This is a genomic window from Yeosuana aromativorans (assembly GCF_014646655.1).
GTDB classification, from domain to species: Bacteria; Bacteroidota; Bacteroidia; order Flavobacteriales; family Flavobacteriaceae; genus Yeosuana; species Yeosuana aromativorans.
Genome location: NZ_BMNR01000002.1, coordinates 563,947 through 578,586, shown reverse-complemented (window position 1 = coordinate 578,586; position 14,640 = coordinate 563,947). Strand labels below are relative to the sequence as shown.

Below are 14,640 nucleotides of genomic sequence, written 5' to 3'. Positions count from 1 at the left end.
CTATCAATTTAAACGTATATCCAAATTATTGATAAATTTAACTAAGTGGAATTTCCCCCAATATTGTATTTGTTCTTTTCATATCAGCAAGCCAAACTTCTACATAATATTTTTTTCTTTAAACATCTCTTAAACTTTATATTTTAGGTTAACCATAATATGATAAATATTAGCACTCTTTCCGTGTTTTGTTATTCCTATTTTAATTGCGGATTCTTTATAGTCAAACTCTTCTGTTAAGTCTTGACTTTTAGAAACATCTATTTCAAATCCTTTAGAATATTTTAATTTAGATAGTGTTTGGATAAAATACTTCCGCCATTTATCTTCAAATTTATTGTAAGGGGTTAACTCATATATTAAGACTAATAAATGATTTTTACTAGGTGTATAATTAAATAGCTTATTTATATGGGCTTCAGTTCTTGGTAAATCCCTGTATATAAAAGCTTCGCATATAGATATCGTTTCGTTATTATAATCTTGAATTAGAATATCTCTTTCTCCCAACCCTTTACCGCTCTGTGAGTGCCCTCCTCGTGATTGATCTTTAATAGTCCATTCAAAAACACTAAATCTCGATTCTAAAGCTACCTGAATTAAGTCATTATACTTATCCTCATCTTCAATTTTATCAATAGACATTATTTTATCTAACAACTTATTTGTTGCTATTGCAAATTCTTTAGTGATGAATCTACCAATTTCCAATTCTCCATTTAATTTTTCAGGAAATATTTGAATTAAGGTTTTAGGTTTTTTGGAAAATATGTCAAGATAGTTTGCTTTAAGTAGCTTAATATCACTTTTGTCATCAACCTTTGTTTTTAACTTAGTTATAAAATCGGGATTACTGCCATCTAACAATTGATGATATTCTATTGCTTGATGTAATTGTTGTATAGCGTCATGTTGTTTCCCCTGAAGTAGAAGTATTTCTATTTTAAGAGAAATAATATCACCAATCATTTGATAAGGGGTTGGCAGTGTAACATATAATCTCTCAAATTCTTCAAAATCTTTCAGATGATAATAGATAGAAAGTTTATTAACCCAAACTTTGTCCATTATAGATTCCATTGAACTTTCAGGAAGTAACTTTTCTACGTCCAACCATTCTTGTAATGCTTCATTGAATAATCTGTTTTTCATAGAGGTATCATTCGTTTTGGTAGCCCAATTAATCTTTGATGCAAAACGATTGATACAAATAGAGGAATGCTCAGGAAATTGTATATAAAGGGTATCGAATATTTTATATGCTGACTCAGGGTTACTTTCGAAATGTATTAAGCCAATGAAAAACTGTTTGTAATTAAAAGGTTTAATACCGCTGATATGATAGTTGTGTTGCTCGGGTACTTTCAAGCTGTTTATTTGTTTTATATCCTTATCGTTATATGCCAATACTAATTTTACGATAAAAGAGGCTTGCTCGAATTTTACATTTTCACGAGGTGGATTAAACTTTTCCCAAAAACTCAGTGCTGTTTCCGTTTGCTCAACTAGCTCTTTATAATGGGAAAGTTTTGTTAATGTCAATTCAATCTCCGGAAGCCAATTTTGAGTTTGCAAATACTCTAATACTTGAGAATCTTTTACCTTTTCAAGTATTTGTTTTTTTATCCCTTCTGAGGTAATCCAATCAAGAATTATTAATAAACGTAATAAATCACTTGTATTTATTAAAACATCAATAACTTTAATTTTCTCTTCAAACCAATTAATAGCCTGGGCTATTTGTGGGAGTAGTTCTTCTTCTGTTATTCCAGAGAATTGGCGTTCGAATGAGGAACTTAAAATATCTATTTTTGAAGATTTTCCTGCAATAGCATAGTCTTTTAAAATTAATACTATTTGTTCTTCTAATTGAGCCTTTACAGGTCTAATTCTATCATAAACATTAAAGAAATCTGATCTATTTAAAGTTATTTTTTGTAGAGTAATTAATAAAACAAATAGGTGTGTCCGTATTTTTTTTGCATTAAATCTATTTTCTTCATCATATTCATGATCAGCTTTTTTTAAAGAAAATCTAGGAGATAAAAAATGCTTTAAGGTATTTGTATCGTACATAATTACCATCAGATAAACCCAGTCAACTTGGTTTACCCTTTCATTTCTTTCGCTCCAACTTGGCAGACTATCTATAAGCTCATTGGATTGGATATCTTTTTTGGCACCTGACTTCTGTTCTATTTTTTCTAGGTAAATGTCCTTAAACACGCTAGATATTAGTTCTTTAAGTTCTTTAATATCACTAAATTGCTTTTCATATTTACTGTAATTAATACATTTTGAAAGCCAACTTAATCCATCTAGTATTATAATCGGAAACTGAATGGTGCCATTCAAATATTTAATTTTTTCTTCGTGTTGTTCAAATAGAGTTATAAGTGAGGTGATTATTTTAGGAAATAAGAGTTCCTTTTCAACTGTATTCACATAATAACCATAAGCTGGATAATCCTCTATCAATTCAAGCAGTAAGTTTTCTTTCTCCCTTTTATTTTGCCGTATTTTATATTCTTCTTCTTTAGTTCTAACGTTGGATAAAGATTTATATTTATCTCTATTTATTTCTTTAAACAATTGAAAAACAAAGACTCCAATATTTTCATTTGAATAATCTGGTGTATAAAGCAAAGAATTTAGACTTAGTTTTATACTACTCTCGTAAAGTTTAATTTTTATATCATTGTTTACCTGAATTATCGAGCTTTCAATTTTTATTGCATTTATTAACCTGAAAGCTAATGAAGCAAACTTTGGTTTCTCAAGAAGATAAGGTATTATTGTTGGTTTGTTTTGAATTATAAAATGACTCGTTTCCCATAACAAATAAGGTCTTTCCAATCCATTTTCTAGAAGACTTTTTATTAAAGGATAATGTTGTTTTTTAATAGCACCGTCAGTTTCAACATCTGAAAAAGCTGTATCACAACAAACAATCATTTTAATTAAAAATGCAAGCTGATTTCGAGTTTCTTGAACATAAAACAAGTTCCCTTGGTGTTTATCTGAAAGAAAATGTAAATCTTCATAAAATTCATAATAATCCTCATTAGATTCGAGGTTATCTTCTATTGGTATTTTGCCAGATTTAAAAGCAAGATTATGATTGAGATTTTCATCTAGATAGCATTTAAAAAACTCATCTTTTACACCAACTATATCTTTTTCTTCAAGAACTAACTCGAACGCAGCTTTCACAAAACGTTCTTCCGATTGTTTTGAAATGTTGTTGTAGAAATTAGGCCAATGATGTTCCCAATAAAGAACTTTTGATAAAAATAATTTGATTCTACTCTTGTCATTATAAATTGTTTTGTCCGGGATTAATTCTTCCCAAACAAATCCACTTATTTTATCCCCTAAACTGCTCCAATAGGAAACTTTGCTATTATAAAAATTTATATAATATTGGTCTCCTTTTTCATAGACAATTTCTTGTTCTTTTAATTCATTTAATGTAGGGGATTTGAAAAAATATGATTTATGAGCAGTATGTATATCATTAAACTCTTTTTTTGATATGGCTAAACCTCTAGGATCATTTTTTGCTTTTTCTTCTTTTAAGATGTATAAAAATCTGAAATCTTCCCAATTGTCAAGTAGAGTGAAATAATAATATATATTCTTAATATTTAACTCATTTTCTTTCTTTGTTTCTATCCAAGTTGATTTTATCCAAGTTTCATCTAAAGTGAGTTTATTTTTGCTTTTATATTTTTTTAAGAACAGATTGTATTCTTCCTTATCAATTTTTTGATCTGGATAAGATTCATAAATTGTCCGAACAAAATTCAGTTCTAGTTGATGATTTTGCATTTTCCCAAAATCATAGAGAACATCTCTTACTGCTTTTGGTATATGTATTAAATCTAAAATCTCACGAATCCAATATTTATTAAGTAAAGTATTTACATCTATCGAAGTATTATTTTTTGAATTATAATCTGTTACAAAAAATTTTAATTTCTTTTTTGACCAATCTGATTCAGATTGTTTTGCTTTTATTAAAAGTTTTGCAAGAAATATTGATGCATTCCAATTTAAATCAGCTTCTAATGCTTTTTCATCCTTAGGATAAAAGAATTCCGTTTCAAATGGTTTAATTATGTTCTGAATCTCATCTATTTCTTTCTTTGTATTTCCGTTCATATTTCTGTTAAACTATTGTGAATCATTAATGCCAAATCTGTTGATTCTTCTTCAATCCATTCTTCATTTTGAATTAAGTCCTTTATAAGTAATAGCTCTTTTTTAGAAAAAAATTCTAGTCTTAAACCAGATAATGTTTTTGTTAAGTCCCAATGACTACTATGATAGTTTATATAAGTACTAATTCTTTTATGGGTTGTGTTTGGGTAAAGAAGTAAAATGTCACTATTTCTATCTTTCAACTTCACTTTTATTCTAGAATAAATTTGTAAACCAGCTAAATCCCAATCGCATGAGTAATAAATTGGCTTAGATAGTTCAACTTCATCAATATCGTCTAATATCTTTATATTATTTCCTCCAACATACCACATTTTAACTTCTGTATTTCTTGCAATCCAAGGTTGCTTTAAAAATGATTTGTTTTCACACAGTACAATTGCTTTTGGATTTTTGTTATCAACAACTAACCTCCAATGATTTTCCTTTTTATCTAATGGGAATTGATCAATTCCTAAAATGTTGAATACTGCCTCTCTAACACTTTTCTTCTCTTTTAAATATTTGGATATATCAAAAAACTCATTTGAAAAATCTTCGATGTTAGTTGGGTTGTTTATTATTTCATCTTTGTTTTCACAAATTAGCATTAATGTTGTAACATCTTCAAGAGTGAAACTCTTTTTTGCAGTTGGCTTTATTCCATTTTCAATAAGAAATGCTTTAGCTTCGTTATATGGAACTTTAAAATTATCTTCATAAAACTTTTCATACTTATCAGTAGTTATTATAATTTTTACATTATCTGGTTTTAAGTCAAGAATGCCAAAATCATAAATAAGATATTTTATGTAAGGATGCTCCTGAATATTGGCTCTAGTTTTTTTTAATCGATAGATATCGTCTAGTGCTTTTAATTCTTTCCAAGTAATATTCTTATTCATTATCTGATAGAGATTGTATGTATTGGTCAATATCTTCGGTTACCTGTTCAGAGAATATTCCCAGAGGTGGTACAAAGCTATCAACATTGGCCAAGTTGTTTTCATTCATAATGTAAATGTATTGACCGTTTTCCGTTATTTCGCCTGCGGTCTCAATTGCCATCGTTATAATTTGGTATTTTTCTTTTTTTGCTAGTTCGTGCAGCATATCATAATTGCTTCCCAAACCTTCTGCTTCGTCTATTGGCATGATTTTTAATCCTTCTTTATCCCTTTCTTCTATTAGTGATAGCCTAGCCAAGCACAATAAAGCATTAGCCGCATAGGTTTGGCCATTGCTACCAGAATTGACCTCTTCGTTTTCGAGTTTTAACTCAAATACCAAATCAAAATAAGATTTTGGGTTCATTAAATCTTCAGGTTCAACTTTAGTACTACCACCAAGTTTTTGAAATGCTTTAATCATCATCTCATTAATATCAATTTCTTCTCGTAGTTCACTAAACAAACCTGTATAGTTGAGTTGATTATGTAGCTGTTTTCTAAAGGTGGTAAGCCAATTCTCTGGGTAGTGGATTGAATTTTTGGAAGTTAATGATGCTTTGTTCCCACCTGTTATACCTCTGTTTCCTTTTTTGAGATAGTTGTCAATTTCATTAATCTTAGTAAGGTACCCTGTATAAACTTTATAGACATCATTAAATATGCTTCCCAATATTTCTACTTTTCTAGAACCTATTTCCTGAATATCCTGAGTCAATTTGCTTAACCTATCAACAATATCGTTTTCAATCAAATCTTCATCTACTTTGGTAGAAGGAAATACAGTTGGTAAGAGATAATTAGCCAATTGTCCTATTGAAGCTGTTTCATCATATGGAAGGTCTTTGGTTATTATCTTTAAATATTCAATATATGCGAGTTGTGTTTTACTTGCTTTAGCTTGAAAAGAATTGTTTCCGCCATTTTCAGGATCTGCTGTTTCTTCAATATTTTCATTAAACTTAATTTTAGATTTAAAAAGCTGTTCATTTATTTGCCTAGTTTCTGTTATTTGATCTTGTGCTAGTTTGAGTTGCTTTTCCTTCTGCTCAATTTCTATATCTAAGTCTTTAATAGTACTTAAAAGTTGATATTTTAAGTCGGATAATTTCGGTTGATTAATGATATCTTTGGTTTGTTTATCAAAAAATGACTTTTCATCGAATTCTTTTTCTTTTAGGTTTTCTTCTTTCTCTGCCAAACATTTTCCTTCTGATGCAATTCTTTCTTCTATTAGTTGGGCATCAATAGTGATATCATCTTCGAAAAGGTTGGTCTCTAGTTTTTTAATTCTTTTTTGGTAATTTTCTAGCAGGTTCTTTCTGCTTGTTAATTCTTCATATTCCTTTTGTAAAGAATTGTATTGTTCGAGAATTTTAGTCTTGTTATTATGTGCCAGCATATGAAGTTTAAAAGAATCTTCAGTAAGACCTTCCAAGCTTTCGTCAATTTTGAAACTAAGTAGCTCGTCCTTTCTTTTAAAAAGTTCAATGTGCTTTTCAAGACTACTGTATTCGAACAGCGTATTTTTAAGGTGCTCTATATTTTGCTTTTTCGTGATAAGTTTAGACAATTTTTCTTCAACACCTTCCTTTAGCTTAGATAAAGATTTTATAATATCATTTGGGTCTTGAACATTTAGAGCACGATGTTCTGAATGTGTTATAAACTCATAGACACCATCAAGGTTAAGCCAAAATCCGTGTTCACTTTTATCCTTGATATTTGAATCTATATTGTGAAAAAGCTTCTCTGGAAATGGAACGTACCTCTTGGAATTTTCGTCAGAAGGTTTGACCTTGCCATATTTTTGAAAGTAGATTAAAACACTTTCAAGCAAATGCGATAGTGGAAACTCTAAATTATCTAAAGCCCAGTTAACCAAAGATTCAGTGTTGTTTAGGTCTGAAAACCTTGACAATGATTCAAGCTCTGCTATATCTTTTTCTAATTCTTTAATCTTTTTGGGATATTCCTTATTTTCTTTTTTGTAATCCGTTAGCCAATTGGATGCTTTAAATGCATCTAGAATATTATTAGTAGAAAGGTATTTTGAGAATTCTTTTAATGCAGTTTTATTATTATTATCTAGCTGTTGAGAAGCAAACCATTTGTTTACTCTTTTAGTATTATTATCGTGGGATGTAAGCCATTTTTCTGCAACTTCAATTTGCAGTTTAGTATTGCCAATATTTAGAAACTTGGTTTCAATGTCACTTTTGGAATTGTCCCTTTTAATTAATTCGTCAACTTTCTTTTTAGTATCCAATAGCTCTTTGAGGTCCTCTATTTTTAATTTCAAAAGTTCATTTTCTACGAAATTTAGTTCGTTCTTTTTAAAATTTAATTCCTCATCTATTTTGAGCTTTTCGGTAATTGTTTTCTTCTTGAAAGTATTCCAGTAACTGAATTTTTTTATTAAATATTCCGTATAGATGGTTTTGTAGTTCTTTTGTTTTTCCAGCACGGTTTTCAGTAAAACTTGCTTGTCATTTATAAGTTCAATTTCTTGAGAATACCTTTTGTGCTCGTGGAAGTCATTACTTATATTTTCGACTTCTTCATTATACTTTTCTATTATAGCATTTTTTTCATCATCGCCAAAAAGGAACTTTTTTAAATCTTCAGATTCAGTCTTAAAACCTTTCCCTCTTGAAAAAGACCTAAGGATATTTGCGTAAGTTTTAAGCGTTTCTTCTTTAGTTAAATCTAAAGATAGAATTGCATTATCATATAGAATTTGATGGTAGTTCTTTCTTCTGAAAGATTTCATCATAGCAAATTCAATTCGTTCACAAAGATTTTTAAGTGTATCAATCTTATTATCTATTAACAAATCTTTATTGAAAACAGGCTTATTTAAAGTAGTCAGATTATCCCAATCGTACCCGTTTTGAATAATGAACATTTCTGCCGCATTACTTGTGCCCTCAATATAAACCCCAATGACAAAATATTTTTTTTGGCTCACTTCAATATTCAGAAAAATATAACCTCTAGACGAGGAATGGCCTTTTTTGGTAATTAGCATCCCTTTGACGTCTCTTTGCTTATTACCTTCAGTTGCAGATTTAAATTCACTTGAACCCACAAGAACTAGTTGAATCATATCCGCTATCATACTCTTTCCGCTACCACTCTCACCACTAAAGTCTGTTCTATACGGATGGAAAAGATAATCGGCATTAAAATGTTGCTTTATACCTATTGTGGACAGGCTATATATACGAGGGTAATTATTCTGCATCTTTTACTTCCATTATTAAATCGTCAATAGTTTCAATTTGGGGTTGATAGTTGATACGCAAACGCTCAAAGGATGGCATTATCTTAAATTTGTCCTTCTCATCTTCTCTTTCCCATTTTAACCAGCCCAAATCCCCAAATTTTTCAAATGACTTGGTTAAGACTGTTTCAAATCTTTGGTCACTCAAATCTGTGCTCTTATCTGAAGAATTGTCGTTTATAAGTTTCCTTAATGCATTTTTTTGTTCTTCATATTCCTCATATAGTAGGGTAGTGAATTTAGATACGCTATCCAGCTCGATGTTTCCGTCTAGCTTATACATTTTTAAGAACAGCATTCCTATTATAATATATTCGCTTTTTAAGTAATCCCGATTGTCAGAGGGCACATTGCCTTTGCCATCTTCATTGAAGTTTAAATAGTAGTAATTATTAAAGTCAGTTCCTTCTTTTGTGAGATTTAAATTGAAAAAATCTTTATAATAATTTTTAAGTGATTCATAGTTTTCTGACTCGTTCAGAAATCGATATAGGTTAACATTCAAAGGATATTCCCTTTGAATATGAGTGCCATTTCTAAGTGTGTAATCAAGTTTTGCGAAAATGCTTTTTGCCTTCTTGTTGTTTAAAAAATTATATGTTTCTATTTTTTCTGTATTGTCATCTGCCATAAGGATATTCCTTTTTTTGTGGTGTCGTATACTGGTTCTTTTTTGATAGCTACATTGAATCTATTCCTATATGTAGGATTCTTTCTTATTATATTGTGAGCTGTTTTAACAGCGATTGTGAGTTGGTCTTCTTCAAGAACTTTAAAGAAAAAAGGTGTAAAGTCAAGATAACCTTGTGCTTCTAATTCTTCAAATGCTAAATTGGTCCAGTACCATATTCTTTCTTTGTCTCTTTTCCATTTGAGGGTCTTATCAAGAAGTTCTTTTCTTTTGACAGGATCAACCTTCCTCTCCGTAACTTCAATAGGTAGTTTGGTACTTATTTCCCTAATTGGTATAACATTGAATTTAAGGCTGTGAGTTGCTGACTTTATGGTTAATCCTGAAAGGTTATCTGGAAGTTGAATTCTTTTTAAACTTCCTTCCCTAACAACTACTGACTTTTTTAAGAGATAATCAATGAAATTATTCGTTTTTCTATCAAAGTTCTTTTTGTTAAAATCATAAATGAACTCTCTAATTCTTGGCTTTATTTTTTCGATTCTTTTACTTACCTGTTCTAATTGGCTTCTAGAATTATCGTGAAAATTTTGAACCCTATGAATATTTGAGATATTATTTTGTCCTTTGTTCTCTTCGAGAATGCCAATCAAAAGGTCATCAATGTCATAGGAAATCTGAAATGCATTTCTAAGTTCAGACGCTTGTTCCTTAATTACTTCTAGACGTATCTCAATACCTTTAAGGACATCGAGTATACCTTGGTCTTCAGAATTTATTCCTGTTTTAAAATCCTTTACGGATTCGTTAACCTGCTGGTCTAATATTTCTATTTGGGAAGTAAGTTCGGGGAGCCTAATCTCAAAATGGTCTTCAATCCATTCATTGAAGTCTCTGTTTTTCTCAATGTTTTCAGTGAGACTTTTGTGTAATTCGGCAAAGAACCGTTTAATTTTCGCTGGATTGTACTTTTCGATTAATCGTTTCTCGATATTCTGGCAAAGTTCCAATCCGTATTTTTTGAATTGATAGGTTTTCTTAGAGGCGTTTCTCCATAAGAAAGACTCTTGAAGCCTTAGAATTATTGTATTATTTCTATTGTATTCTGTCCTTGAGCTTTCATTGCCCTGATCTTTGAAGACCTTAGAAATAGTTGATATTATATTCTCTTCTGTAAAATCTTTATCCTTATATTTTGCATACAGAGACAGAAGAATTAATCCATCGTTTTTCTCTGGTATTAATTTTTCATACTGCTCTTTTGCTTCTCTGTAGAGGTTAAAACTATCCACAATCTCTTTTAATTAATTTAAATCAATAACATTTTCAACTCCAAACCAATCAATCGCTTTTGCTAATACAGCTTCATTTGGTGAATTAAAATATATGGCTAACTTTTCTTTAGACCTTGTACAGCAAACATAGAATAGTTTCTGTGTTCTCTCTAAAACTGATGCTGTTCCAGTACCTAAAAACAGATTTTGAAAATTATAACTTCTCCATCCTCCATTATCAAGAATAACTAGTACATTATCAAATTCAGCTCCTTTAGTTTTAAGTTGAGTTGAAAAAGGTGTAAAACCTTCTAAGTAAAAAAATAATTTTTGAAACTCTTTATATTTTACACTCTTAACTCTATTAAACAGATATTCTTTATCGGTTATAAATCTCTCTAATTTATCATCAATTAAACAAACACCATTTTCACTTGCTTCATTAATAACCTCTTCAATAGTTTTTTCTCCAACATTAATCAATGATTCAATGTTTGTCTTTAAAACTTTTTTGTCTTCTATTTTTCGTATGCTAAATCTATAATCTGTTGCTCTTAAAAATTCATTATATCTTTTGCTAGAATACAGAAAGATATTATTCTCTATCTTAAATAAATGTCTAATTAGAGCATCTCTTTTCGAACCTTTTTTATTTTCATCATCTTCGCTTTGTTTTTTATCATCAAGTAATTGGTCCTTATCTACGTAAATCTTTGAAAAGATATCCCAATTCTGATTTCTAGCTTCTTCATACATTTCTGGATTATCATCAATAAATTCTTGCATCCTTGGAGTAGGATTTACCGTGTCAAAAAAATCTACAACTTGCCCAAAAGTCATATTAGAAAAATCTTCTACAATCTGATTGTCTTTTATATGCTTTCTAATCCTATTTTTATAATTAAGAATACCGTCATTGTCATAGATATTCATCAAGTTTCTAATACCTGCTTTATCTGCAATTAGGTTATGTGTTAAATTAAGTTCTTTTGTATTTTTTGAATCTCCAAAATCCCACTCAAGATGAGTTTTTACTTTTTCTATATCATTATCATTAGAATATAAAAATTTAATTTCCCCTAATCTTAAGTTTCCTACTTCATCCATATTTGGAGCATTTAAATCTTTTGATTCAGTTTGTATCAAACCATCTGTTCTTAGCCTATTAGCTAAATCGATAACTAATTTTGGGTTTCGTCTATTTTGTTGTTTTTTAACTTCTCGAACTTTATCATCTTCTTTGCCTCTATATGCATCTAAATTTCCAATAGTATTATCATAAATACATTGCATTGCATCTCCAAAAAAACCAATAATATTTTTCTTATTACTTAGTTTAAAATGTTCTAAAAAAATCTCAATTACCAATTTATTAGTATCTTGATATTCATCTACGAAAATGAATTTAAACCTATCTTTAAGTATATCATTTAACTTGGGATATATCTGAAATAAGTGGTTAGCCAATATCAATAATTCATCGTGAGATATTATCCCCTCTTGTAAACGTAAATACTCTTTATATTGAATTCCTTTTTCTAAATCATCAAAAAAATCGATTGGAACCGGGTTAACACTTGAAATATTAATTTTGGTAATTAAATCATCATTTGCCAAAACAATAAGACTTTGTTTTAGTTCTTTTTGAAAATGCTTTATATTATCCCATAAGAAGTCGTGAATTGTAGAAACATTTAAATTTTTATGATTTACTCTTTCTTCAATTTCTTTAACAGCTGCATTGGTATATGTCATACAAGCAACTTTTGAAGTAGGAAAATCTTCAATACATTTTTTAATAACTTGAACTAGAGTATATGTTTTTCCACTACCAGCTCCACCACTTAATAAGAAATTATTACCATTTCTAATATGGTTCATTATTTGTTGAAATTCATCTAACTCTACTATATTTCCTTCCACTACTTCAGCCATAATAATCCTTCTTTAATGTATTGGGGAATTTCCCAATTAGTGAAATCTTCGTTTGTATGATATAAAATATCCAATGCAAAATGTGTTTTTTTTCTAATACATTCTTCTGCTAATTTATAAGAATCATTTGTTGCAACATCGAAAAACTCTCTATTCTTCAATCCTCTAAAATCTTCTTTTCTTCCATTAATGAATTCTCTATTGATTTGTATAAATGCATCTTCAAAACTTCTAGCATTAACAGTATTTTCCATTGTTTGATAAACAACGCAAAGGTTTCCATTTACTTCAACTTCCCATACTTCTCCATTTTTTTTAATCTTCTTATCATCAATTGTAAATGCTTTCAATTGATTTAGAGTAGCGTTATTAAAAAATAACTTTAGTGCGTCATTAGAATAGCTAGTGCCTTCTGCAACTCGGCACTTTTTGGTATCATCTCCTACTGAATCCAAATCGGTTATTATTAAAGATTTTATTCCTATAAACTCAATGAATTTTTCAAAAATCTGCGAATACGCTCCAACCTCAATTATAGATATATTCTGAGAAGACAGGGGGAGTTTAGTGTCTTTTTCTTCCATTGCGGCATATCTCCTTTCCTCAACTTTATCTATTTTTTTCAATAATGTTGGAATCAAAATTCTTTCTGTATCGCCTTCAATTAAAATAGCTTTGTCAGCAAAGAATATTTCAGCCCTACTTATAGTTAAGTACTGTTTTAAAAATTGATACTGGGTTAAATCAGTTTCATATTGCTTTTTAAGGTCAACAAGGTTTTTGGCAATTACATTATTTTCATCTTCTTTTTTAAGATACTTTACATCATCAAAATTGCTTTCAGAAACTATGTGTGAGGAATGAGTTGTTATCACTGTTTGCAGTTTTCTATTATCACCATCTTCTCGAACTATTCCTTGGTCAAGTAAAGACTTAATATTTTTAATAAAAACATACTGCATTTGAGGATGGGTATGTGCTTCAGGTTCCTCAATAAATAACAAGTTTATATCAGCAGGCTTTTCATCTTTCTTTTTTTTAAATTCTTGTATTAATATTTCAATCTGAAATATCATACTAATCAAATTCATATATCCTAAGCCATTATTATATTCTGGTAGAGATGTGTCATTATGTTTATACATAACTGTTGTATTACCTGACAATAACTCTCTATGCTGTAAAGAAGATTCTATTTTAATCGTAGAATCATTACTTTTTATACCTCCAAATAATCGAACTTTTTCAACAACATCTTCAAATAGAGTTTCATAAATTTCTGATAGAGCATAATCCGTTGATATTAGTTCTTCTTTAAATTGCTCAATCTTTTCATTCTGCTCATCTGTTTTCTCTGTTTCATTATAAATTTCTGATGTTTGACCTGATAGTGTTTTATCATTCTCCTTATTTGTAACACTTCTTTTAGCACTAATAAATTTAAAGCTTATAATATCTTTAGTAGATATTTTCTCTTCATCTAAATCAATGAATTTATCTTCATTTTCAATTTCATCAATTCTATTGTATTCTATAGATTTTCGACTAGATTTAAAGAATTGTCCTTGATATACCTTCAAAAAATAAAATATATCTCTCTTTCTATAATTTTCATCACCAGCAAGTTTTGTAGCCTCGTTAGCTTGAAATTCTGCATACTTTTGCTTAATTTTCACTAATGACTCATAAGTCATACAATATTCAAAACCAAGAACTATAAACCTGTTTTTAGGGTCTAAATCCATCATAACTCTACTAATATTAGCTAAATTATCGGCTTCATTATATTCTATAAAAAGCTTGAGTTTTATACCAACAGACTTATAATCTTCTTCTTGAGGTAATTCACCTTCAATTAAAGCTCTTAAATCATTTTTAAAATCGATATTGAAATCATCAAATGAAAACCTACTTTTATCGGAACCATTTAAAAAACTGTTTATTACTGTTAATAGTGAAGTCTTTCCAGTATTGTTTTTTCCAATTACTAAAGACATTATTTCTTCTAAATCAATTGAAAACTGTTTTAAAAGCCTGTAGTTTTCAATTTTTATTTTTTTTATTTTCATAAATAAATTTTTTAATAACCTTAAACAAAAAAAAGCCAATGATTATCCATTAGCTTTTTAAACATTAATATTTTAAGCGTAAATGTCTATAAATATAAGAAAATGTCTTTTTAATTTCTTATGATTTCCTACAGATTACCAAAAAATCATTAAGAAATATTTTCTATCTTTTGTAGGTGGAAATTCAGCCTATTTTTCATGAATTAAATTTAATTAGGGTATTACGTACTCTGTGATTCATTTTAATGAAAGTAAATGTAGGCTTTTAATGCCTTTGAAAATACCTTGGAAATGA

7 protein-coding genes are annotated in these 14,640 nt (G+C 29.2%); all 7 read right to left on the bottom strand.

The features are described from left to right. Positions 1 to 129: 129 nt before the first annotated feature. Genes IEW94_RS05880 through IEW94_RS05850 form a run of 7 tightly spaced genes read right to left on the bottom strand, consistent with a single transcriptional unit; the run spans position 130 to position 14,345 of the window. A complete protein-coding gene (locus IEW94_RS05880) occupies positions 130 to 4,164 on the bottom strand; it encodes a hypothetical protein (protein ID WP_188650913.1) in 4,035 nt (1,344 codons plus the stop codon). After that, a complete protein-coding gene (locus IEW94_RS05875; RefSeq protein ID WP_188650911.1) occupies positions 4,161 to 5,108 on the bottom strand; it encodes a hypothetical protein in 948 nt (315 codons plus the stop codon). Before IEW94_RS05875 ends, IEW94_RS05880 begins: the two co-directional genes overlap by 4 nt. Beyond that, a complete protein-coding gene (locus IEW94_RS05870) occupies positions 5,101 to 8,397 on the bottom strand; it encodes a hypothetical protein (RefSeq protein ID WP_188650909.1) in 3,297 nt (1,098 codons plus the stop codon). Before IEW94_RS05870 ends, IEW94_RS05875 begins: the two co-directional genes overlap by 8 nt. Then, entirely contained in the window at positions 8,387 to 9,067 is a 681-nt protein-coding gene (locus tag IEW94_RS05865) for a condensin complex protein MksE (protein WP_188650907.1), read from the bottom strand. The genes IEW94_RS05870 and IEW94_RS05865 overlap by 11 nt, the downstream gene beginning before the upstream one ends. Further along, a complete protein-coding gene (locus tag IEW94_RS05860) occupies positions 9,040 to 10,359 on the bottom strand; it encodes a hypothetical protein (RefSeq protein WP_188650905.1) in 1,320 nt (439 codons plus the stop codon). The genes IEW94_RS05865 and IEW94_RS05860 overlap by 28 nt, the downstream gene beginning before the upstream one ends. Before the next feature lie 12 nt (positions 10,360 to 10,371). Further along, positions 10,372 to 12,276 carry a UvrD-helicase domain-containing protein gene (locus IEW94_RS05855; protein ID WP_229669468.1) on the bottom strand — a complete coding sequence of 635 codons (1,905 nt, stop codon included), beginning with the start codon at positions 12,274 to 12,276 and terminating at the stop codon, positions 10,372 to 10,374. Beyond that, positions 12,264 to 14,345, bottom strand: a complete 2,082-nt coding sequence (locus IEW94_RS05850) for an ATP-dependent nuclease (protein WP_188650904.1) — start codon at positions 14,343 to 14,345, stop codon at positions 12,264 to 12,266. The genes IEW94_RS05855 and IEW94_RS05850 overlap by 13 nt, the downstream gene beginning before the upstream one ends. Positions 14,346 to 14,640: the final 295 nt, after the last annotated feature.